This window comes from Escherichia sp. E14V7 (assembly GCF_004212225.1).
Lineage (GTDB): Bacteria > Pseudomonadota > Gammaproteobacteria > Enterobacterales > Enterobacteriaceae > Escherichia.
In genome coordinates this window covers 34,164-58,331 of sequence record NZ_RHJJ01000018.1, presented here as the reverse complement: position 1 = coordinate 58,331, position 24,168 = coordinate 34,164, and the positions used below count along the sequence as shown (strand labels likewise).

Annotated in this window: 16 protein-coding genes and 4 pseudogenes; 1 reads left to right on the top strand and 19 read right to left on the bottom strand. The window is 47.9% G+C overall.

What is annotated here, in order from left to right:
• Positions 1–3: 3 nt before the first annotated feature.
• From D9741_RS19880 to D9741_RS19785, 19 genes and pseudogenes are all read right to left on the bottom strand, one after another.
• Positions 4–170, bottom strand: a pseudogene (locus D9741_RS19880) (type VI secretion system protein TssA); the annotation flags it as partial.
• A 130-nt stretch (positions 171–300) separates the two neighbouring features.
• On the bottom strand, positions 301–3,672 hold the full coding sequence (locus D9741_RS19875) for an ImcF-related family protein (protein WP_130210720.1): 3,372 nt from the start codon (positions 3,670–3,672) through the stop codon (positions 301–303).
• The gene (locus tag D9741_RS19870) at positions 3,665–4,873 is read right to left on the bottom strand and encodes a hypothetical protein (protein ID WP_130210722.1); all 1,209 of its coding nucleotides are present in this window, start codon (positions 4,871–4,873) and stop codon (positions 3,665–3,667) included. The genes D9741_RS19875 and D9741_RS19870 overlap by 8 nt, the downstream gene beginning before the upstream one ends.
• Positions 4,874–4,875: 2 nt before the next feature.
• A complete protein-coding gene (locus D9741_RS19865; protein WP_130210724.1) occupies positions 4,876–5,139 on the bottom strand; it encodes a PAAR domain-containing protein in 264 nt (87 codons plus the stop codon).
• A 959-nt stretch (positions 5,140–6,098) separates the two neighbouring features.
• Positions 6,099–7,210, bottom strand: a protein-coding gene (locus D9741_RS19855) for an IS3 family transposase (RefSeq protein WP_130210726.1) whose coding sequence is annotated in 2 segments (ribosomal slippage) — positions 6,099–6,949 and positions 6,949–7,210 — 1,113 coding nt in all. Because the reading frame shifts where the segments join, the coding sequence is not laid out codon by codon here.
• Positions 7,211–7,318: 108 nt separating this feature from the next.
• Entirely contained in the window at positions 7,319–7,684 is a 366-nt protein-coding gene (locus D9741_RS19850) for a hypothetical protein (protein ID WP_130210728.1), read from the bottom strand.
• Positions 7,681–7,914 (bottom strand): hypothetical protein, encoded by a 234-nt coding sequence (locus D9741_RS19845; RefSeq protein WP_240780278.1) that lies wholly within the window; start codon positions 7,912–7,914, stop codon positions 7,681–7,683. Before D9741_RS19845 ends, D9741_RS19850 begins: the two co-directional genes overlap by 4 nt.
• Before the next feature lie 266 nt (positions 7,915–8,180).
• Positions 8,181–8,927 (bottom strand): hypothetical protein, encoded by a 747-nt coding sequence (locus tag D9741_RS19840; RefSeq protein ID WP_130210730.1) that lies wholly within the window; start codon positions 8,925–8,927, stop codon positions 8,181–8,183.
• Positions 8,928–8,951: 24 nt separating this feature from the next.
• The gene (locus D9741_RS19835) at positions 8,952–11,669 is read right to left on the bottom strand and encodes a hypothetical protein (RefSeq protein ID WP_130210732.1); all 2,718 of its coding nucleotides are present in this window, start codon (positions 11,667–11,669) and stop codon (positions 8,952–8,954) included.
• A gap of 15 nt (positions 11,670–11,684) precedes the next feature.
• Positions 11,685–14,042 (bottom strand): type VI secretion system Vgr family protein, encoded by a 2,358-nt coding sequence (gene vgrG / locus D9741_RS19830; protein WP_130210734.1) that lies wholly within the window; start codon positions 14,040–14,042, stop codon positions 11,685–11,687.
• Positions 14,039–14,200, bottom strand: a complete 162-nt coding sequence (locus D9741_RS23405) for a hypothetical protein (protein ID WP_165382800.1) — start codon at positions 14,198–14,200, stop codon at positions 14,039–14,041. The genes vgrG and D9741_RS23405 overlap by 4 nt, the downstream gene beginning before the upstream one ends.
• 161 nt (positions 14,201–14,361) lie before the next feature.
• A pseudogene (locus D9741_RS19825) lies at positions 14,362–14,496 on the bottom strand (type VI secretion system tube protein Hcp); the annotation flags it as partial.
• Positions 14,497–14,594: 98 nt separating this feature from the next.
• Positions 14,595–16,241, bottom strand: a complete 1,647-nt coding sequence (locus D9741_RS19820) for an OmpA family protein (protein ID WP_130210738.1) — start codon at positions 16,239–16,241, stop codon at positions 14,595–14,597.
• Positions 16,241–16,930, bottom strand: a complete 690-nt coding sequence (tssL, locus tag D9741_RS19815; protein ID WP_130210740.1) for a type VI secretion system protein TssL, short form — start codon at positions 16,928–16,930, stop codon at positions 16,241–16,243. Before tssL ends, D9741_RS19820 begins: the two co-directional genes overlap by 1 nt.
• Positions 16,927–18,276, bottom strand: coding sequence for a type VI secretion system baseplate subunit TssK (gene tssK / locus D9741_RS19810; RefSeq protein WP_130210742.1), 1,350 nt, complete (start codon positions 18,274–18,276; stop codon positions 16,927–16,929). Before tssK ends, tssL begins: the two co-directional genes overlap by 4 nt.
• A gap of 53 nt (positions 18,277–18,329) precedes the next feature.
• Positions 18,330–18,596 (bottom strand): annotated as a pseudogene (locus tag D9741_RS19805) (type VI secretion system contractile sheath small subunit); the annotation flags it as partial.
• A gap of 1,139 nt (positions 18,597–19,735) precedes the next feature.
• A protein-coding gene (locus tag D9741_RS19800; RefSeq protein WP_130219387.1) for an IS3 family transposase occupies positions 19,736–20,910 on the bottom strand; the annotation gives its coding sequence in 2 pieces (ribosomal slippage) (positions 19,736–20,652 and positions 20,652–20,910; 1,176 coding nt in all).
• A gap of 172 nt (positions 20,911–21,082) precedes the next feature.
• Positions 21,083–21,304 (bottom strand): type II toxin-antitoxin system prevent-host-death family antitoxin, encoded by a 222-nt coding sequence (locus tag D9741_RS19795; RefSeq protein ID WP_130210301.1) that lies wholly within the window; start codon positions 21,302–21,304, stop codon positions 21,083–21,085.
• A gap of 546 nt (positions 21,305–21,850) precedes the next feature.
• On the bottom strand, positions 21,851–22,006 hold the full coding sequence (locus D9741_RS19785) for an MbcA/ParS/Xre antitoxin family protein (protein WP_240726364.1): 156 nt from the start codon (positions 22,004–22,006) through the stop codon (positions 21,851–21,853).
• A 2,017-nt stretch (positions 22,007–24,023) separates the two neighbouring features.
• Here D9741_RS19785 and D9741_RS23505 point away from each other — a divergent pair.
• Positions 24,024–24,143: pseudogene (locus D9741_RS23505) on the top strand (AAA family ATPase); the annotation flags it as partial.
• Between the last annotated feature and the right edge of the window lie 25 nt (positions 24,144–24,168).

Here is a 24,168-nt window from a genome sequence, read left to right as displayed (position 1 = left end):
ATATTAGCCACAGAGCACCATGGCACTGGCCGGGTCAATGGCGATCAGACCCACCAACGGGCTTTATCAGATTCACTGTGACCGGCTTTCATTCGTAGCAGCTTCAGGCGTTGGGCCAGGACTTCAAACAACAGAGCGGGCTCCGAGTCTTCCAGCGTCAGCACTGGCGAAACGTCATCTACCGGCATGGGGCAAGTGAATCGGTTTCCCGCCACTTATCAACCTGACTGAATACACCTGAAGACCAGCCATCTACCTGTTTAGCAAAGGCCAGCACAGGATGAATGCCTCTGTTCATATTTACTCAACACCTTCAGTGCCAGCAGCAACGTTAAAAATGGACGCGGGCAGCGTAAATCCCTGTAGCTTTAGTAAGGCTAGCGGACCGTCGCCCAGCTCGCTGCGCATGATGAACTTCAGAGGATTGCCATCGGCGGTGATCCACACCAGTTGTGTACGGCTGGCATCGAGTGGAGTGATCAGGGCTTTGTCCAGCAGGCGAATGAAGCCCCAGTTACCCTGGTTACTGGCGAAGAGTTGCATACCGCTGTTTACACTACGCCAGATGAGCGACACACCTGGATAGTAAGTATTCCCCGGCCAGGTGAAGCTCTGCCAGCTTTCCATCTGATTGAAGTAATCCAGGTTCTGCTCATCGAGGGTAAGCTGCACTCTGGCAACATCCCGTGAAGGACGCGCCATCAGTTCGAAGTGAACACTCGCATCGCCCTGAGAGAACATGATATCTGACAGTTCCGCCAGCTGATTAATCGCCCGGAGAAAATCCGGACTCACAACCATCCCCTGACTTGCGGAAGGATCAACGACCCAGCGATTCCCTTCCTGGCGGAGGATCCCGCCGAGATTAGTTTTCAGGAAGGTAGTGATTCGACCCGAGTCGCTACGCAGGAACTGAGCCAGTAGCGGCAGGGAGGCATCGCTGCCGGTGGCTTTAAACGGGTACCGTCCCGCAAAGGCCTTATTCCACTGATCGACAATGGTTGTCTGCCAGCGGACATTGAGGCTACCCGCAGCCGGGGCAATTACCTGCCGCCAGGCCAGATCAAGCGGTTGCACAAATAACGACTGGCCAAATCCATTCCACCCCTGCCCCAGACTCGCCGCAACCAGACTGCCGTAGTCGCGGGTATCGGTCAGATCGATGGCTTTGCCCTGGAATACTGTCTGGGCCAGCATCTGCGACATAGCCTGCGGATCCGGGGCGCTGGTGACTTGCTGAAGCTTCAGCCGCACCTGAGTTACGCGGGCCAGCCAGGACTGGAAACTGAGGTTACCGTTGGCACCGGTACCCTCTTTACCTTCCATAAGCCCCATCAGCGGTCCAAACACGCCATCAAGCGGACCTTTAGGGCCCTGTGCCTGTTCAATAAACTGTCTGGCATTTTTTTTCTGACCGATCAGCTTTTTCGCTGAGTCCACGATTGAATCAGCCAGAGCCTCACCTTTCTGCCCTGTTTTCCCCTGCCAGGCCAGCGTGTTCATCAGTGCCACTAGCGGGGACTGGCGGACATCGCCGATCAGACTGAGCTGGGCAATCGCCTCAGACAGTGACGTGGCTTCCTGCCACTGTATGCTGTTGACCATGTTGAGCCAGGCGTTACCAAAATCGGTGAAATAGCGTTCAGTCAGGCGGGCCTTCAGCGCCTCCGGGGAGATATCGCTCCCTGTCTGATGGGTCTTGTCCGACAGTACCCAGTCAATTTCATCGCGGCGGGTTTTCACGACCTCATCAATCGCATCCTGTACCTGCTCTTCCCAGGCCTGACGCGTAAACATTCCAGGAACGACTTCATCAGTGCTGAATACCGTTGAGGCATCGGTGTCGCCAGTCATATCAGCAAGCGTTAAATCAGGCCAGTTGCTGGCCACGCGCTTAAGCATCTCCTGATATAACCCGGACTCAGCGTTCCGCTGGCCAATTTGCTTAAGCAGAATTTGACGGACTGTGCTGATTAATTGGGCATCAGGCTTAATTTTCCATTCCGGATGAGCCGGGAGGTTTTGCGCATAAAAACCCAGCAGTTTCGGTGCGATGTTCTGCCATATGCCATCCGGCACATTCTGGCGTTTCGGTAAGGCTTTCAGCGCGTTTTTTGCCAGCCAGCCGGCGTCCGCTTTGTCCGGACGCGCCAGCATCAGATAACTTTTGAGTATGTCATATGTATGCTGTGTGCCCTGCGTACGGGCATCACTGGCAGGAGGTAGTTGCACAAAGGCATTCAGCTGCTGCCTGAGACTGTCTGCTGTAGCATCCCTCATTAGCTGTGCGTTATTTTTCGCATACAGCGGCCAGAGTGCGGCCAGCGTGTCGCTGTCCTGATTAAGACCAAATCGTGTGTACCATGGCGCGCCGGTCGTCTCACGATGTTGCAGACGGGCAATGGCCTGCTGGAGTACGAGCTGATTGTGCAGACGTTCAGCCAGTGATTTTGCAGTATCCGCTGCCTGTCTTGCCGTTTCCTGCGCCTGATAAATCTGAGTACGGTTAACGATCAGAGACAGCAGTGTAGCGGCCCCCCACAGGACAATCAGGGAAAGCAGAATTAACCGCAGCATCTTCAGCCAGTCGAAGCCCAGCTTCCTGCCGCTGACGGCATCACAGTCATCAATGACGGCTTTCCAGGTCAGTGTGTCGGGGCGTGTGTTTGGGACCGAACCGACAACGGCCACTTCAGGACTGAACATGACACCGCGTAAACGCCAGACCGCAGATCCCTGCATCAGCCCGCCGAGCAAAACATCCAGACTGGCTTTCAGCTCCTGCCGCAGTTGGAGGGATAACTGAAGCAGACCGAAATCAGCCGGATTATTCAGTATCTGTGCCATACCTGCTTTTTGCAGATGCAGTGCCAATGTAGAAAACCCTTCACCCGCGTCTTTCACGGTGCCATCAGGCCCGAATATGACCCCTGTCGCAGCAGTTTCCGCGCCCTGCTGAGCATCGGTGGCGTTGTCAGTCAGCCACAGCCAGACAGGCACCTGCCAGCCCAACTGATGGTCGGCTTTCTGACGGTAACGCAGGAGGGCATCCCGTTCGCCATCCGTTGGAAGGGCTGAAATACTCATCACCTGAATGATGCCATCAACCGGTTGCCCGGATCGCAGGCGCTTCAGTTTTGAAAGGAAGATCTCGTCCGGAAGTGACTGCGCGTCACCGCCATAAATCAGCACATTGCCGTCGCCTTCCTGCCAGAGGTCATTACACAGGCCCGGGGCAGCTTTGTGAACGTCGTCCTGGTTGCCCATCACCAGAAGGAGTCGCACTCTACGCTTCCAGCGACGTCCATAGCGAAAGCGCAGGTGTTCGGATACGGCGTCTTCGCTGAAGACCGGTTCATCGTCGTCTTCTTCACCGGGAATGGTGCTCATTACCGGAGTGACGCTCTCAGCCTTTTTCCGTCCCCACTGGAAATACAACCCAGATTTACCGGCGAGGTCGAAAGCCTTCTCCGTCAGCCAGCCGAGTAAAAACAACGTGGCAACCAGTATGGCGCAGAATGTGAGTATCCGTTGGCCGTCATACGGACCGAAGCCGGTGGCCGAAGCTACGTTTTCCGGAAAGGCATAAAACAGAAATGCCACGATGGCTGTCAGGAAAAAGGCGACAGTTACAACGGAGCCGATGAGAGTTTTTACTTTTACCTTAGACATTCTTGGGCGATTCCTTGCGAACTTCTTCTTTGGTGATGACAGCGATCCAGACGTCGTCTTTGTCAGCGGTGGGTTGGGCGGCGATAACCTGCGGGCCATTATCTCTGCATGCCACTGAGGCAAGAATAACAGCGAGCCAGGGGGCGGCGCGGCTGGCATATCCCAGAACGGAATCAATTCCATGATTGTCTTTTGACAAGCTGAATGTTACCCCGTTATCTTCACAAGCCATATTCCATCCACTTCCGCCTGAAAGGACTGGACCTGTATACCAGGCCGTTTTTAGTGCCTCAGGGGCTGTTGCGGCCCATAACAGCGCCCTGTCCAGCGTTTTTACAAGCTGGACTTCCTTACCCTTTTCTGGGCGATGAAGGCATACTGCATCTGGATAGCCAGCAGCCTTACGGTTGCTGAACACCACAAGAGTAATGGCATCGGCGTCACCTTCATCAGGTTGCGCGGGCAATGAAAACGTCACCTCTGCAAGAATGCCTGGAGTGTTCCAGCGCTGATCAAGCCAGGCATCAAATCCCGCCAGACCTTTGCCTGCGAGGACTCTGAAAACTCTCCCGGTTCTGGCCGTGAGTTCATTTCTGAAGTGCTCCTCCAGTCCGGGACGGATATCATCGTCACAGTCCAGCATCAGGCAGCAAGGAATATCCTGCGAAAGGATGTCGGTAATTTTTTGTACATGGGCGACGAGTGTTGACGTTACAGAGATGAGTTCTGTATCCAGAGCTGTCTGAAAACTGGGTAAGGCTGCATACCTGACAGCAGATTTGGAACCACGTGGCGTGGAGGTCTCTGAAGCTGGAACAGTATGATTAACAGCTTTAACCAGTGCAGCGGGAGTATTTCCTGAAAAGTGTTGAACATAGGTATCGAGTATCCAGCCACAGCGCTGACCACGACAAGTTTCGCTATCAATAAGCGCTTCGCGTTCCGCATTCCTGGACTCAGCCCCTACCTGCTCTACTTTATATGCAAACCTGCGCAGGGAGAAAAGAAGCCCCCAGAGACAGAAAGGCAATCCCAGTGCAGTAAACCAGAAAATAAAGCCAGTGCGTTCTGCCGTCCAGTTCCAGAGCGTTAACGCAATTCCTCCTGACATGACAAATGCCAGGAACAGCAGCCATCGGCGGGTATCAGGTCGTGGAACCTTCGACGCCTTTTCAGGGATAGCATCCAGCAGGACTGGCATACTCAGGCAACCTTTGCAGAAGCAAAAGAGCTGATCAATGTACAGCCACAACCACATTTATGGCCGTGAAAGGCGACCGGGATCCCGTTATCAAGATAATCAGGATTACCTTCGATGATGGTTGTCGGACCATGTAGAGGTATCGGGCAGAAAACCATATCACCTTTACGCGCCACGCCAATCCCACCAAATATCATGGTGTCAGAACAGGTCATGACTGAACCGCCGTGAGTGGTTTTGTCGCCTTTTCGAATAATTTGCAACATTTGTATCTCCATTAATTTATTGTTTACAGGGCGGAATAAATTAATATTTATTATTCAAGTGTTTCAGCGTTGATCCAGAATATAAGAGGTAAACCTTTGGTATTGATATAACCAATATTTACCCATTTATTATCTTGTGAAATCCGTATAACCCTTACCTTATCTCCGGAAACAAGCTAAGCACTGGTCTTATTATTACGCGAAAAATAAAATAAATTTTATTTATTTTTTGCTTTGACTTTCATGAAAATTCCGCTCGGATATTCAGAAATGGTTTTTAATGCAATTTCTTTCGCCTTTTTGTTTTTCTTTGATATATATCCTATTTTCCTTAGATGGTAAGACGCACTGAAGCATGTAAGCCATTCCAGAACTGACTAATATTTCTTTTCCTCCGTCCTGGTATATCCATATACCTCTCCATCCCAGTCGCTAACCTGACACCTGGCTATCTTATTCACCAATTTAACAATCAATGCATTAACATTAAATTTAAAACTCTTCGATGAGTTAAAATGAAATTTATTTTTGTTGGGGGGCTTATGGAAAATTAAATCTTTCCTCATTCATGTAAGGAATATCAAGTATATATTACTTATAATACTATCGTGTCTAAATGAACTCGGTAAGCAATCACTGGATTGAATAATCCTTCCATTTTTCTTGATATCAAACGATATTGTATATTTATTTTTTTCAGAACCTTCGATTACATTAATGACATAATTGTATTTGCCGCGCTTGAAGCCATAATAAGTAATTCTCATTTTGCTATCTTTGGTGTGCCTCAGGTTATTCCTTTCATTAAAAACCACTTTTAACTCTGTTTTACCATTCTTTTCAAAACTATAATTAATTTCTTTTGTAATATTATCAATGAAGAATGAAGCTTCTTTACCTCCCTCTCCAGGTAATGAGCAAGTAATGATTTTAGTGGATTCTTTGTAAATAGACCCGTTTTAGTTCCATGCATTTTTTGAGAACCCGGCCAAATAATGGTGAAGTCGGTATTCCTCCGGTGTCATATTGTTCAGTGATTCATGCGGGCGTTCACAGTTATATTCTGATAACCATTTCTCCGTAATTTCCCGTACTTCATTCAGCGTTCTGAACAGATAAAAATCGAGTATTTCTGTACGGTATGTCCTGTTAAAACGCTCAATGAAAGCGTTCTGCGTCGGCTTACCCGGCTGGATGAACTCCAGTTTTACTGCGTGTATCTCTGCCCATTCAGCCAGCGCCAGAGAGATAAATTCCGGACCATTATCCATGCGCAGCATGACCGGATAACCGCGGTTTGCCGCGATCCTGTCAAGTACACGGACCACTCGCAGAGCTGGCAGATTCAGATCGATTTCAATCGATAACGCCTCACGATTAAAGTCATCAACGACATTGAACGTGCGAAAACGACGGCCACAGGCCAGCGCATCATGCATAAAATCGACAGACCAACTCTGGTTCAGCGCTTCTGGCGTAGCCAGTGGTGAGGGATTGCGTACCGGCAGTCGTTGTTTGCCCTTACGGCGAAAATTCAGCTTCAGCAGACAGTAAATACGGTGGAGCCTTTTGTGATTCCACGAGTATCCTTGCCGTCGCAGAATCTGGAAAAGCTTCGGAAAGCCGTATCGCGGGTATCGCTCAGCCGCAGCCTGCAGGGCGGCAATAACGGGTTCATCACGCGTGGTATCCGGGCGGTAATGATAAACCGTTCTGCTCAGGTTCAGACTCCGGCAGGCCTGACGGATACTGAGTCCGAATGTCGTTATCAGATGAGTGACCAGCTCACGCTTAAAGGCTGGTTTTAAAGCTTTTTTTCGATAACGTCTTTCAGCGCCCGGTTCTCCAGACGCAGGTCAGCAAACATCTGTTTGAGGCGGCGGTTCTCGTCCTCAAGATCCTTGATTTTTTTAATATCAGAAGCCTCCATGCCGCCGTATCTGGACTTCCAGTTGTAGTAGGTGGCTTCAGAGATACCGGCCTCCCGGCAGACATCTTTAACGGTTCGTCCGGCTTCAACTGACTTAATCACAGCGATGATCTGATGCTCAGTAAAACGGGCTTTACGCATAGCGATCTCCTTCGTTGGCAGATTGATTATGCCGGATGATCTCTAAATATGAATGGCACGATTATGCGGGATACTTACATCTTTGCCTGAGACTTGCACTATTTTTTTTTAAAATATCACATTGGGCACAGACATATTAGCATTCACAAATGGAGTAGGATTAGTGATGGTATATTTAAGGACATTCTTTTTAATTGATATAGTTGCCTGACCAATACCCCCAAATGTACTTTCAAAGTCCACAATTCCAACATTATCTTTGATTATACCGTTAATGTTTCTATCATTGCCTTCAGAACAGTCAATTCTATTTCCGTCATTAGTTATAAAGCAATATTTACCAACAAGATGAGCACCATCTTCGTCTAAATCCAATGTTAGCGATTGTGAGTCATTCTCCTTTACCCAATGACCAGAAAAATTAGCTATTGAGTGAAATGAAATAAAAATTAAAAGCAATAATATTCTTTTCATATATCAACCCTCAAACAATCATTAACTCTATTTATCCAGCCATTGAGGAATTTAATCTGTGCATTAGGTTCACCGTTGGTTATAGTTAAAGAACGGTAATAATCCTTTCTGATTTCTGCAATACGTGATAACAACTGCTCTTGATCTTCAACTGCATTTATACAATGAGTCATGTCATCATCCATTATGTAATTTACTATCAGGCGATTATTGTATTCATCATGAAGCATTTTTCGTATTCATTTGGTGTAATTATCACGACCAGTAATCTGTAACACACCGCTGCATTTAAACAGCAGGATATCCTTGATATAGTACCATTTACTGGTGTGATTACCAGATCACAACCATATTCAACTGTAACACTATTTGCATTACTGACTTTAGATACATAAGAATTCTTCTGATATCCTTTAGCTTTTAAAATCAGTTCTGCTGATTTTTTAGATATCCTCTAAACGCCTAAGTCAGTATAAAAGTCCAAAATAATATTGCTTTACTCTGTAATCATGTCATATTTCTGTGTTTGCTTATTAAATATGTAATTAACACTAATATCCGGCCCAATACTGTAACAATTCAGGTGAATCTGAGCTCCATCGTTTTCTAAGTTTTGAAAAATAGACGTCATATATGAACCAAATTCACAGCCATTCAATTGTGGGTTAATGACTTGTATTAATTTACCACTTACTTTATCAATTACATTTACTTTATTGATAACAATACCTTCCTCCCCCTCTATATATATCCCAATGAAAGCATGCTGTTTAGTTTGCCCCCAAAATGGAATATCCAGTTCTTTAGCCTCCCCTTTCAAAACACCATCACTAAGTCTGGATGTCTCCCTTAAGTCCACTTTTAAAGTGGAGCGAGCATTGCTCCATTCACCTGAAAAACCAACAGAGTTTCGTGTTAACTTGAAAGGACATTTTGCAATTTCAAACTTCTCACCTTGAATAATATATTTATCGAAACTCTCATTACTAACGGCCTCACATAACACAATCAAATTTGATTCATTCACACCATATAGTGGAATGGAGGTTCTATGATTATCGTAATAATAATTTCCCTCTACGTTCACATTTTTCCCAAAGTCATAATACTGGAGGGATAAATGCACAGGATATTTCCCTATATAACCTTCATAATTATTTACTACGTATGGAACGTATGCTGCCTGAATTGAAGCACTTAGCGACAGCACGAAACAGCCTAAAAAAGCTTTAATTTTAACCATCGTCTAACCTTGATTTTCAGTTAATTAAAATGCATCAGTAAAGACGTTAGTTGATTTGATTCTTTCAAAATGTTCCCGACGTTTTGCATAGCTAGTTGTATTTAAATTCACTTTTGCTGTTATTTTATCCACTATTGAACCTGTATCCCCTTGATCAGCAATGTCATAAAGTTTTTCGCGAAGCCAAAAATAAATAGCTGATCGCATACAGTAAATTCCTTCCTCAAGCAATGATGGATTCTTTATAAAATCAATATCATCCACCCAATTCTTTTTATAGTAATCAGAAAATCCTTGGTAATTTATTTTTCCTGTAAGATGAATACCTCCTCTACCTCTATATGCACTACCATCACCTGACGAAATATTTCCATTTCCTAATCTATTAGCATAAACTCTATCAGCAATAGCAATCTCATTTGCATGCTTCGTAATTCTTCCATTAAGTTTCGTATATGAATATTCATTTGCTTCTACAGGGTGTCTTCTAAAATAACTAAAGTTTGCCTTCAAACCCTCTTCGCTATAATTAAGGGCTTCAACAGGGCTAGCCATCCCTCCCATCTCTTCTCTTATTTGAGCAAAAAAATGATTGACTCTCAATACATTGTCTAGTTTGTATTCAATCGCATGATTATTAATTTCATCGGCAATATCCTGAAGAAATGAAAATTTCGCTGGTGATCTTAATCCATTGAATACTTTATAAAGCATATCCACTGTTATATGAACAATACGTTTATCTCCTATAGCCTCCAAAAACACCACCGGATGCATATGCCACGGCTCCGGTCCCAGCGCCACGCCCTTCTCAGACACTGCCTTCATCCACGTCATCTTATCCAGAAATGCTTCCAAATACGTTTTCCATAACGGTGCATCTCCGGTTAATGTATCCAGATAGTTTTTCCACAACGGGTCATCTTTACCGTAGTACCATTCACTGGCGTGTTTCGCAATTACACGGTATAAGCGATCGCGGTAAGAGATATTATGGATCGCCTGAAGATACTCCTGCTCCGAGTAATACCCGTCCTGGTTATTGTCTATCATCTCCAGCAGTTGCTGGTAGTTATATTTGTTCAGGGCATGAGTGGTACGCGTTTCATCCTGTGCTGCTTTATACAACTGCTCCAGAATACCCTTAACCACGTTATACGGTTGTTTTATCCCATCAATCAGGTCAAAGCTCGTTGGTGCTTTATTCAGCGTCACAAACCCCAGCTCGCCTAACGCGTACTGCGATACCTTTTTTACACTGGCAGCAGGTAACCAGCCACCTTCCGGGCGTATCTGATAATACGCAGCATCCTGGTTACTGGTCAGTGTATTCCCCCCGGCATCAACGCCAGGGACTTTGGCCAGCGTCAGAATTCCTGAGGCTTTTGTTTTTCGACTGCCCGCAACCATTCCCCGCTCACCCTTTTCAAATAATGGAGCGTTGGTTTGCCAGGTCAGATACACTGGCGCATCCTCTCCTGCTCTTCCGGGGTTGGTGATGAACTTTTCTATATCATCCATGCTCAGGCACTCTATATGTACCTGGTAGCGCGAGCGTTTACCGTTTTCCTCAGGTAGCTGATAAAAACCCATATGGCCGAGATTAGCCCCTGCACTGACAGTCACAGGGACTGGCGGGACATACACATCATTAAAAACGGATCCACTACCGGATGCTGCTGGTGCAACCGGCGTCAGACTGTCGCCGTCTGATACTACCCATACCCGGTCGCCCTTTTTCAACTTATCCTTATCCCGGCCCAGAGTGACCAGACTGAATGTTCTTGCTGCATCGCCTGGATTCTTACCTGGACGGATGATCTGCTGTGCGGTATTACCGGGCTCGTATGAAAGCGGGAAATCGGCTGTCAGTCTGCCTGCATTTTTATCTTGCAGCACATCGTCACTGCTCAGATAGTACGCCCAGTCTGTACGCGAAGTGCAGTTCACCACGCCTTCTGACTCATTAGTGTAAGCCGGAGTACATTTTGCCCACCAGGACGGAACGAGTGCTGATTTAACAGCCTTCAGAGCCCCCCTGTCTGATACCGTCCAGACTTTTGTTCTCGCTGCAAGCGTGTCTCCCGCTACATTTTTCGTCTCTCTGATAATGGTCACTTCGGTAAACTGACGCAGGTCGCTGGTGCGGGTCACAATAGCGTCACTCAACGTGACTACCGTGTCTTTATTCAGTTTTCCGGCTGCGCGGCATGTCTGCACATCTTCCGCACTGGTGTAATAGCGCTGGACGCCTGCCACTTTTCTGTCCGCCTGGCTACCCTGTTGTTCATAAGCAGCATAGGGCGCCAGATTCATGTACAGCGTAAAAAACGTCAGTCCACTTTCTGCGTTATCAGCCGGCTGGATATAATGTTTCACCAGCACAAAAGAGGTCGAAATGAACAACTTTTCACCTCGCCATTCAATCGCGGCACTCTCGTAATCCTTGCATACCCGCCAGGCAACTATTTCACCATCGGCCATACAACGAATAAATTGCTCCCCTTTATAAAGCTCACGACAATATTCATTCTCAGCTTCACTGTCAGTACTCAGGGCGCACCAGGGAATGGTGGCATCAGTAATATGAATACCGCCATGCCACATTCCCTGACTTCCCACCAGATACAGTCCTGAGCTTTCCCCTCCGATCATCGATAACAACGCTTCCACAGAGGAAAAGGCATGGCCATTTTTGTTTGACGGTACGGGGTAACTGATTTTGGGTAACTTTGCTGTCATAAATCCCCTTCCATGCTATTCACTGCTCCATTTGGAGGAATTTTTAGCCGTGACCGTAACGTCTGTCATTTTAAAGTCCGGTGTTTCCAGTGGCAGGCTGCTGCCATTTCCGGGCACCAGATAGCTCGCTACCTTCATCACCATATTCCCTTTGGAGCCATGCTCAATCCCGTTCTTACTCAGTCTCAGGTAAGAGCCGCCACCGTTCAGCGTCAGCGTTTCCGGGGTGCTGATAATAATTTCGTCTTTACTACAGGTCACCGTCAGCTGTTTTTCAGAAAACAGGGCCATCGTGTTGTGCTGAGCCTGAATCTCGATGTCTCCCTGGTTGGCAACCAGCTTCGCCCCGTCTTTATGGACAAACAGACCAAGGGCTTTTTCCACCGTTACCGACAGATTTTTCATCGCACCGATATCAAGATGTTGACCGGCATTGATCATGGTATTGCGGGTACTGCTGAGCTGAAGATGTTCACCTGAGGTAAACGCCACCCCCTGCGGAGCGCTACCCAGTAGGACCGCAGACTGGAGGTCCCTGATTTTGTCAGTCACAAGACTAATCTGAGTATTGATATCAGAGATCAGGGCTCCGGCGGCTTCAGCGGCGCTGTTCAGCGCCTGCATCTGGCTGTTGGCCTGATTAATCTGACTTATCGCAGGGGCCATTTCCAGTACCGGTCCCTGGGCTTTGGCCTGGGCATCAGCCGTCAGGAACAGCCCTTTTGCCGCACGTACAGCACCATGTTCATCCGTTCGCAGTTCGAAACCGGCTCCGCGCTTTTCACGCTGGCCATTGACCAGGTGTCCCATGTTCAGTTGCGTTTTGCCATATTCCGTCGCGAGCTTGATATGCTCTTCCTGGCGCTTATCCTCCATCCGCAACTTATTGTTCGCAGGAGTGCGCCACACGTTTCGCGTATGGTTGTCACTGGTGACAGGGTCCGGATGTTCTGAGTCGTGCAGGGCATAGGCGATGTAGGGACGATCCGGGTCTCCGCTGTCAAATACGACGGCCACTTCCGTTCCGTCGATAAGCGGTGAGTGGAAGCCGTACGTATCACCGGCATAGGGCCTGGCCAGCCGCAGCCACAAACAGGCATAACCCTGTTCAGTACTGTTGCGGTCAAAGTCCAGTTTTACCCGGTAGCGCCCGTCCGGATCGAGCCAGGAACAGGTGTCACCTTTCTGTGTGCTTTCCACCCGGGCCGGAAGCGAGCCGGATATCACCGGGCGACTGAGCAGCGCCGGACGATAACAGACGGTTTCGCTATACGGGATGCCTTCAAAGGTCAGGGTAAAGCTACTTTTTCGTGAGCCACTGGTGCGCACCGTGGTGATGACAATGCCTTCTTTCACGGTATCGGGAAGCGTTCCGTCAGTTTCCAGTACCTGACCCGGAGCCAGATGAGGGCTGGAGGAATGCCCGCTGACGTGATATTGCGCATTCAGAATACGTTCGTGACGCAGACGGGCAAAGTATGCCCCGGTCTCCGGGCTTTCAGCGTCACCTGCTGTCAGGAAAGGTTCAGCATAATGGTATGTTTCTCCGGTGGTGATCCCTTCTTTGCTGAAAATGCTCTCGATACTGTCCTGAGGTTGTAGCGCTTCACGGTAGTTGTAGTCCCGGGTGGCCACACCTCCGCTCACCACGTTATATGCGGTCTGAATATCCCAGATGCTCTCCTGCCCGTTGTCACTCATCCCGGCCTGGTTGCGTAACGGTAGCGTGACACCAAATTCATACTGCTGCTGGCTGTCCTGGAAAATCACCACGTCCTGTTCAAGACGGCTGTCCATTTCATAGCGCCAGTAAATGCCCACTTCTGCCAGCAGACGCTGGATAAATTCAAGGTCGGTTTCCCGCCACTGGGTGATGAGCTCCCGGGAGGGGTATTCGCGGGAGAGGCGGAACTCGAAATCAGGCCCTTCCAGACAGTGTTTACGCAGTACCTGTTCAACCACTTCAGTGACTGACTGATTGAGGTAGATCTCGCTCCCTTTCGTATAGCCCAGAAGGGCAATACGGGGAACGATCGTCAGCGCGTAATAGGTTTCATCGTTCGAGGTAGACACGCGGCGAAACGACTCAACCACGCCAAATACCGTCCTGACCGGCTGGGCCGGAGTTCCGTCAAACACGGGTGTCTGGAAAGTGAATGAAGCGGGCTTCAGCAGTAACGAGTCACAAGCAATATCCGCAGAAGAGCTGGTGACCGCCACGTTATAGCGCCAGGGCTGGCTGAGTGATTCAACGGCGTTGTAACGTAACACATCCAGGAAATGGTCGCATTCATGCACTTCAACCCGGTACCGTGATTGCCCTAAAAGCTGATGTACCAGGCTGGTAGCCTTGTTGGAGAGGGAACTGCTCATGACGGCTCTCCTTCTGCCTGCTCCAGCAGTTTCAACAGCCAGTGCTCAGGCGTGATTTCCGCATGCGCACGGGTCTGACATAAAAAAGCCGCCCCCTCCAGTGCTCTGGCGCAATAAGGGGTAAGTCGTCGTAGCAGGACTGCTGAATGATGTTCCATTTCGTTCCCTCTTGTTCAGGCACGCTACCGCCCCTGGCCGTCAACCGATGCCCATAAGGTTCATGCCGATAAATTGTGAGACTGCTCTGCAAAGCGTCCGTCTGACAGGCGCTGTGCGGAGTAAAAAAAAGGCGGGCAGAAAGGATCTGCCCGCCAGAGTCTTATGCTGTGGTGCGTTCGTTCCAGGAATTGGAATGAATGATGTTGCCGTCTTTGTAGGTCCAGGTGATTTTTTCGTAGTGCAGCTCGATCTGCTCAAGGTGGTTATGCTTCTCGAAGGAGGCATCCTTGATGTCAGCGCCGCCATCGTCTTTCAGCCACAGATAAACTGGGATTGCCATGTTTACTTCTCCATTTCTTTAGTTGAAACGTCACGTACATCCTGTGACGTGTGTTACGCGCCTGGCAGACGACAGGCGTCAGCCTGGGGTACCAGACTGATCTCGACACGGCGGTTATGCGCACGGCCATCAGGCGTGTCGTTTGATGCAACCGGTCGGCTGTCACCGTAACCCTGCACGTCAATGCAACTTTCCGGGACGTCCCAGGTATCACGCATCCAGTTACGAACGGCCTCCGCTCGTTGTAAAGACAGGGTCTGGTTAAGCTGAACGCTGCCGGTATTGTCTGTGTGGCCACTGACCACGATGAGCCAGCCTGGTCTGGCTTTGACCCCTGCCAGTGCATTGACGAGTATTTTGGCAGAGCCGTCTTTGAGTGCCGATTTGCCGGAATCAAACAGCGACATGCCGTCGAGACGAACAATTTTCGGTACTGGTTTTTGTTTAGATGCTGGTTTTGGTTTAGGTGTTGGTGGTGGAGTCCAGGTATCGATAGCCTGTTGCACGGCCAGCCACAGGCGTAGCCCCGGGTAATAGCCCAGGCTGTAACGGAAAGGCTCTCCCTGACGCTGCCAGCGTTCAAGCAGGAGCGCATCCTGCTTCAGGGCAACCAGTGATTCTGCCTTAGGGCGATAGTGGTTCATCGGGATTGCATTCCAGCGCTGCAAATCGGTGCTCACCTGACAGATCAGGTCACGGTTATTGAGCGCAGAAATACCCAATGCGGTCAGAGCACACACCCACATCAGCAGGACCAGGCGACGGGTACGTTGCCCCCCCTGCACCGTTGATGCAAAAGGTGCCAGCAGCGGCAGAACCGCATCCGGAAATAAACTTTCCGGATCTATCTGCCCAGGCTTTCGGGAAAACTGCAAACAGGTGCGGGAATATAGCCAGTCGGTCCAGACTGACTGGGTTTCGAGAAGGACGGTACCGAGGCGCAGTGCCACGGAAAACGCTCGTTCAGGCGGGGTTAACCGATCAGGTTTCTCAAGCTCATCAGTCAGGGTTTTACGGATAAATGAAAATGCCTGACTGATCACGGGTAGTGCCGTAATATTGTCATTAGCCTGCAACCAGTCGATGAAAGCCTGCGGCGAATCATTTACCGGACATACAATCGGCTTGTCACCACGAACGATTATCCACGGAGTCTCAGGTCCGGAGAATTCGGCACTCACCACAACCGGTAGTGTGAAACCCGTCAGAGTTTTGATTTGTTTACTCTGCTGGCGGAGCGTCTTTAATGTGGAGCGCAGAACCGCTTCATCCTGATGATGGTCTGGCAGGCAACGGTACATAACCGAAAGCTGACCGACCTGGCGTGGGAACTGCGCCTGTATGCTGCGGACAACATCCGTTAACCGGCTGACGTCATCGGCCCGGAGCCACCAACCCTGAGCTGTTTTACGCAGAGGACTCCCCTGAAACAGCGCACCCAGCCCGTCACCGCATACCAGTACAACGGGGCCCTGGGTGTCGAGTAGTGGCAGGTCAGCAGCTGAAACGGAGGTGTCGGATACCGGCTGCTCCCGGCTGCAGTTATTAAAAACAGTCCAGTCTGCCAGCAGGAGGATCAGCACCGTGGTCAGACCTTTAAACACGTTCCCTGTTGGGATGAAATACCAGAGCAACCACAGCAATGTGCCAACAGCTGCAAAGGTGTGCAGGGCAACCGGAATAATGACTGATCTACGCATTAGTTACGTAGCTCCGGTATTTGTGCTGACAAGAGTGCCTGGAGCCACAGATGACCGCCCCACCAGATAACACCGGTAAGGATGATGGCAAGCGCTATCCAGAACCAGACTGAACGCATCAGACTCCAGCGATGTTTCCCCATCCGGTGAACAATCAGTGACAGGCCTGCATCAGGCGGAGAGCATCGCTCAGACAGGGCTTTGACGACTTCATCCCGCTGCGACTGACTGACCGCCTTCAATCCGTACACACCCTGAAAACCCAGGGCAATTACCCGGTGATAACACGTCAAAACGGCCGGGTTCGGTGAAGGCTGACGCAGGACCTCTGCAATGCTATCCCACAGCGCCTCACCTGCTCGAAGTGATCCGAAAAATCGTGCCTGAAGCGGGACTTTACGCCATGCCACCTGGCCCTCATCAATTTTCGGCTCTTCTCCTTCCTCGCACTTTTCAGGCTTACGGCTCATCACCGCCTCGTCCAGCAAGGCACATTGTGCGTAGGAAATATGCCCGACACTGTCCTCGTCATAACCGGCACGCTCCAGCGCTTCCCGCACACTTTCAACCTGTTTAACGCACTTGTCGTAAAGCGCACTACCATTGAGCGTGACGGCGCCTTTCTTCAGCATGGTGACGGTGAGCCAGGTCTCTGTCATCAGCTGGTCGATATCGATATCCTGTTTCATGAGCGCAATACCGCAAACAGTTCAAGTTCCAGTGCGCCAAGCATTTCAGGCACGTAGAACATACACACGCCCTGCTCCTGCATTTCATGCGCAGCGGGGCTTTCCATATCAAGCGCGAAGTACTGGTTTTCCATGCGTACAGGCAAAGCCGCCGGGACCCTGCTGACAGGGATCAGAGGGATCCCCTTGAGTGCAACACCATAGATCTCATTGACGTCATCAGGTGAACCCGCCTGACAAAGTGCCGGGAATTTATCGGCAACCTGCCAGGCCGGTATGTCTGAGCGAACAGAGAGGTAGAGGTCCGCCTCTTCGCGCAGACGAATATCGTGAAGGTTTGCTTTCCAGGTTTGGCCGTCCGGACGGGACATTTCCAGAGCAATGACCCGGGATGGCAGACTTGCCTCAAGTAACCCCGAGATCAGGTCAAACAGCGGAGGAAACGTATTGGCGGGATCCTCGTGGTCATACCCCGGTATGGCGTCGAGATCATGGTCCAGGGAAAAGGTCAGCATGCTTCCTGCCAGGCGTGCAAGCTCAGCCCACACCTGTTCAGGCGGACGGGAAGGAAAACGTTCGTATTCCGTCAGCACCCCAGCGTGGGAATTTAGCGCATTCAGCAACCAGAAAAGGGAAACATCGGCGACGGCAAAATCGGCAAGTCTCTCGTTGCTCTCACGACGCATTGTCATCAAACGTTGGCGTCGGGAACGTAACTGGCGATTTAACAGCACCAGACGTTCGCGAAGAACCGGGCTTGCCGAAAATGACGCAACGGGAGGAATGAAAGACGGGTCCAGTAGCCACGCATTATGTCCGTCCCGGATTAGCCTTGCTACAGGGCAGACTTTCCAGGAATCATTACTTTCATGGGCAAACCGGATGGAGAAATTGAACCGGGCAACTGCCATTGATTCTTCTTCAGGCCCAAATGCATCCGGCAACGTCACCCATTCTTCGCGATAGCGAAGCGGTCGGTCCGGGAAGATGCCTTCCTGCTCAACGTTGGCAACACCCGGCTGCATATGAGGCAGTGCGATAACGACAGTTACTGCATCAAGACCTGCCAGCTGACTGGCATCTAACTCACGTGGCGCCGGAGGCAGATCGCTTCTTTGCGCATCAATCAGCGTTCCATCTTCCAGCCAGAGACGTAACTGCGTAATCTGGATCAGACCCGATGAAAGAAGACTGTCGTTAAACTCAATCTTTTCCACACCCCAGGGGAATGCAGATGCCAGTGCGGTTGCACCGGCGCTGCGAAAAGACTCCCATTCTGCCTGTTGCTGGAACTGCTGAGGGGACAGTAAAGCCCCCTCGTTCCACAATGGACGATAAATTTTCATCTCTGCGCCCGCCTTATGCTTTTGCTTTCGGCATCTGAGATACCAGCGACAGATTGACGTCCATACCCTCTCAGGGTGTTGGCAACATCAATACTGAACTCTGGGTTAAGCTCGGATAGAACGCTATTAAAGTTGTGTTTTGAAATAGTTAACTTGCTGCGTTCAGAAAACGGGAGAGTTTCTTTGCCGTTGCTGAAATTTCCCACCGCGAGAAGTTTTAAGGGCAACTCTACTTTCTTTTGGGCAGAACCCGTGTGCAGGTCAGGCTGGATGTTGACGCGTGCTTTTGGCACTTCATTCTGGAAGCTGGAATCTGCCATATCATTCCCTTTGTTGGGCAGTGGTGATAGTTACCACGAGGTATCTTTACAAAGCGATGATAGAGCGTTTTGCTAAAAAATATCAACTTTGCAGATCAAAAATCTGTCATTGTAATTCTATTAAGAATTTTCATCTACCATGTAACAGGGCGCATCTCTAAGTATTGGGGTAAAGGTTTTTTTGTTCACTGCTTATGTCGTCATTTACAGGGGGATTAACTATAAATAGGTGCCCTGGCGGTTGAATGTTTCATATGTGATCTTTTATTGGTTAAGATCAATGCAATGAGTGGGATGATTGCCTAGTGCGGATGTGTACCTTTGCACTGATAACTCACTGTAACAGTTACATTTTTTGTTACATGCTGTTGTGATAAAAATCCGAAAGCGGACTTATAGGAAAAACATTGTAAGTAATGGAGGGTATTTCGTTTTAAAAACTATCTGATTTGTATGACGTTGAATAAGTTACGGGTTATGTGGCAGGTTTCAGCATCAAAATCGTTGTTTCTCAACCGGTCGTTTACGAAACCGCGCCCGTGGTTACTGGGCGCGGAAAAATCCAGGTTTCCGGTGAAAAAAAACTATACGGCATTTCTTAGGGGGTCTTGACTCAATCGGATAACCTAAATGCGATGACCACTGACTTTAAATCAGGCCCTTACAAATCAGGAGTGGTTAAATAATGCGCTTAACGTACAAAATTTTCCATTTCCCAAACCGACCCCACATACGGCTCGCGAGTCCTGCGGACAGTGTCTGTTATGATGATGGATGCAGGGCTACCTGCGGTAAACTCCGATTCAGCCATGAAGCACACTATACCGGGTGCGCACTTTCACTGGATCCACTACACAGGGTACAGCTTTCACTTCAGTATCATCACGTTATCAGAGCCGATCATCATTCACGATACACTGTACCAGGTAAAGTTTCCTAACCGTGCCGCCACGCTATCAGGTATGGTGGCAATAACGTGATCCACTATACCGGGTGAGGATCACATTCTTGGCTAAAATACATACAAGACACCCAGAAAAGGCAGAAGAAAATGGACTGCATCGGGGTAATGGGGCTGATGCCACCCGGTGTAGTGGAGATACACTATACGAGGTAAATCAAAGCGAGAGGTATAGTGGTCAACAAAAACTGGCCACAGCTTTAGAGTTTTTCCAGAACAATCGTTCTGATTCATTCGGCGTCAAACCACCATTATATTGATGAGGTCTGAGCTGGCTGTAATATCCTGTGATGTAATTCGTTATTGCCGTGCTGGCTTCGCTAAAATTCGCGTAGCCATTATCCGGTACCCACTCTGTTTTCAGGCTTCTGAAGAACCGTTCCATTGGGCTGTTATCCCAGCAATTTCCCCGGCGACTCAGGCTTTGCTTTATCTGATATCTCCACAGTAACTGTCTGAAATTCCTGCTGGTATAGTGACTGCCTTGATCCGAGTGATACAGTAAATTAGCCGGTTTCCCCCGTGCTTCCCAGGCCATCGACAGGGCTTTACCTGTCAGTGCGGAATCAGGGAAAAATGACATCGCCCAGCCAACCGGTTTACGGGAAAACAAATCGAGTACAACAGCCAGATAAGCCCAGCGTTTTCCCGTCCAGATATAAGTCACATCACCGCACCAAGCCTGATTAGGCTCGGTAACAGCAAACTGGCGATCCAGATAATTAGGGATCTCAATGTGTTCCTTAGACACCTTCTTATAACGATGGCCAGGTTGCTGACAGCTGATAATATTGAGCGCTTTCATCAGCTTTGTTGCCCGCCAGCGGCTCAGTTTTATACCTTTGGTGGTGACCATTGCGGCAATGCTTCGCGCTCCTGCTGAACCGTTACTTTCGTGATAAACTTCACGCACAAGGCTCAGTAATGCCACTTTCGTGGCGTCAGGCTTCCTGGGCTGCCGCCAGTATTTATAACTGCTGCGATGAACCCCAAACACGTTGCACATAACGGCAACAGGAAACCGCGCCCTGAGTTTCTCAACTAATGAGAATTGTTCAGGGAGTCTGACATCAAGAGCGCGGTAGCCTTTTTTAATATATCCCTTTCCATTTCAACGCGTTGAAGTCTTTTCTTCAACTCACGTATTTCAATCTGCTCAGGTGTCATGGGTGAAGCTATGGGTGATTTTCCCGCTCGCTCTTCTTTCAGTTGTCGAACCCATTTATCCATCGTGGATTTGCCGACATTCATCGCAGTGGCAGCGGCGGCAACGGTGTAATGCTGATCGAGTACAAGCTGGGCAGCCTCGAGGCGAAACTCGGGGCTAAAATTGCGTCTGTTACGTCCGGTCATAATGTCACCTGTTTTGACTATGAGGTGATGATATCACCTCTATTCAGGTGGCCAAATTCACTATGCCACTACAGTTTCTGCCCTACCCGGATCCGACATGCCCGGTAGGCCGTAGTGGCTTATATTCGTATCATGAAGCGCAATAAGCTCTTCCTGTGATATATATGCCTCATTATCGGTTAACCAGTTCCTTGTTGGTGGAATCCAGTGTGTCAAACAGGGATGCAAATTCGGCATCCTGCGTCGCTTTTTTGTAGGCTTCGAAAGTAACCTTGTTGACAATTACAGCTGGCTCGCGGCCTCTGCGGGTGATTTCAACCTTTTCCCCGGCTTCAACATTGTTGAGCACTTCAGTAAGGTTGCTGCGTGCGGTACGGAAGTTGATGGATTGCATAAAAACCTCGTGTACTCGTTATGTGTATACAATCATGGGTTTTAATGACACGAAATACCACTTCTTTGCGCCTTAAATCACCGGGCAATCGTCAAATTTCCCCACTCCAGGCATCATTGATGATGTGAGTGATCACACCAAACACGGCATTACTGCCCATGCATCCATCGTCATCCTTTGGCAACCTTCCTCCTTCCAGGCTCTTAAATTCTTCAGGTGCTGACGCGGATACTTTCGGTATCTCTTTACGCTATAGCACATACAAGCAGTGAACTATCAACTGGTGCGAGTGTAGGGGCTCAATGCTAATGTCTATTTGAGGACTGCAGATGTTTTCCTCGGCTGGGTAAGTTGTTAACCCCAGAATTTGGGCCAAGTATTGTATGTGGCGAAGCTGGCACAGGAACAAAGGGATAACCGTCGTTTTAAAGCTCTTCCATCGGTGAATAGCCCCGATGTGACCCGGAACAAGTCTCAGCATTCACGGGATGAAAACGATTTGCTTGATGCGATGATAAAACTACAGAACGGCTCTGGGCAGAAGGTCTAAGAATACACGCCTTGCTCTAGTCGTGTTATTAACGCTATTACCGTTTGGATTCCTGATTCGCTCCCCATAAGTTCTTCAGGGGGTTGCCACCGTAACGCTCGGTTGGGTTCATGGCACCACTTTTGGGCCGCACTTTCGTTACCTTCAAACAATTGCGTAGCCAGTTGATGGACATCTTCTCTGTTCAAGGAACCAACTCCACTAATTAGTTATCGTTTTCTTAATCTGTTTAATAACTGGATATGCACTTCGCTACTCATTTTCGCAATGAGTAACAAGGCAATGTGTCAGATCTAATCACGACTAATTACAAATGAATCTGTATAACTCCTTGACAATAAAGGGTTAGATGAAAAAGAGAGAGTGAAATTGAATTTCACTCTCTCCATTCAGGCGCTGGACTGGTTAGTCTCATTAAAAATGATATAACCAACGCGTACCCCTGTATGCTAGTCGTTTACAACTATAATCACTGTATATCAAGGATGCAAGGTTGATAATAATATTCAGCAGAGGTTGCAGTGAAGTGTATGTCGCACGCTGCCAACCTGCATCAAGGAATGGAACCTGTTGAGTTGTTCAGCTATATCGACGTTGTTTGATTTACTTTCCATTGCCCTTGCATAAATACAATTGCAATAATTTTCTACTCGAATTAAAAGATCGGTTTTGGAGATGGAAAAGTAACTTTTATAAATTTTGAACTATCGATTTAAGCTTCTAAACCATCCATTAAACTATTGTCCTTACTTGTATCACTTTTTAACCAAAGTCTCCAGGGTTTTCTCAAAACCCCTGAGCCTGCTAACGAAAATTTTACTGCTTAAAAAAACGCAATACTGCAATCAGTATCTGCGATATGCCGAGAAACTTTCGCGAAAAAACGTCTTTGCGTGATTATATCTCTAATTGCTTAGGATGACTACGACATAGGGTCACTTTTTCCTTAAAAATGGCCCTATGTGCACCTCGCATAGGGTCACTTATTGATGAAAAGTGACCCTATGTAATCACGATATAGGGTCACTTTTTTTAAAAGTGGCACTATGTACAAAAATCATAGGATCATTTTTCTCGAAAAAGTGGCACTAGATATATGTATAACTTAAATGACAAAACAGTACCTATCAACTCACAATAATACCAATACCCATTGTCAAAAAAGTTACTTTTATGTAGCATTAGAAAACATCCTCATACGACTCTCCCATTCCCATCTGACGTGCTTTTCAAACTGTTAACTTCCAGCTGCACTCCAAGCATTCAAAATGCCTCAAAAAAACACAAAAAAAAGTCCCATTTGTGAAAAAAAACTGATAATCTCTTCGGTATGGTTATTTTAAACCGAGAGGTCGTATATCTAATTCGAAACTATTAAAGTCACCGGAGATATCACTCAGTTTGTTGTGTTCACAAATTTATGTGTTTCGGGAAGAAACTGAAGACATGATCACAATTTACTGGATCGTGTGGAAGGAAAGGAGTCATCAGGAGATAAATTTACCGTGACCAGGCAATACGGTGAAGAAGGAGTATCTGGGGGTGTATGTACCAAAAGTTGCATTATAATTGGTAATGCAAAGAAAGTTACAATTACATGGCATAAGTTTAGCACGTATAAAACGAGGTCACTGAGTTACATTTAAAAACTTGTTTTTGTAATGAAGAGCGAAAATATGCGAAAAACACATTTTGTGAACCATGCGTTCTGGGAATATTGGATGATTGCGGAGACGGACGGATTACTATAACTATTACGGCAAGAACGTTCTATTTTAACAGCACGAAATTAAGAGGCTTTGATGATGTAAGTACCGCTATTTCATTATTGTTTAGAACAGTTAATGTTGACGAGTGTGCCCCAATTTTCTCATCTGCTAAATTTTCTCCTGCACAGTTAAACTTCGGCAATCAGAATACTATACACTTTTACAAACATATTTTTGAAATGAACAGCTTGTTTACTCTGGCATATAAATTAAATTTTCTGGATTATTTGTCGGTTAGCGATTATAACGTATATGGTTTACAGTATTACTCGAAGTCTCAACATGTAAAGAGAACGCATAAAGAAAATACCTAACGTTTATTTTATTTACTGTTTTGATTATTTTGTCGAAAAAAATATAACAGAACTAAAGCGTGCGGATATATATATCTACGGGATTGTCCACCACACTGAACATCAAAAGAGAAAGCTGCCGGTTAAAGGAAAAACGCAAAGTGGGAATGCTGGCAAAAAACGCTACGCCAATCAGTGATGATGAAATGGCGGAAACAGACATCTGAACCTGGCTCTTGACAGATTGTGTAA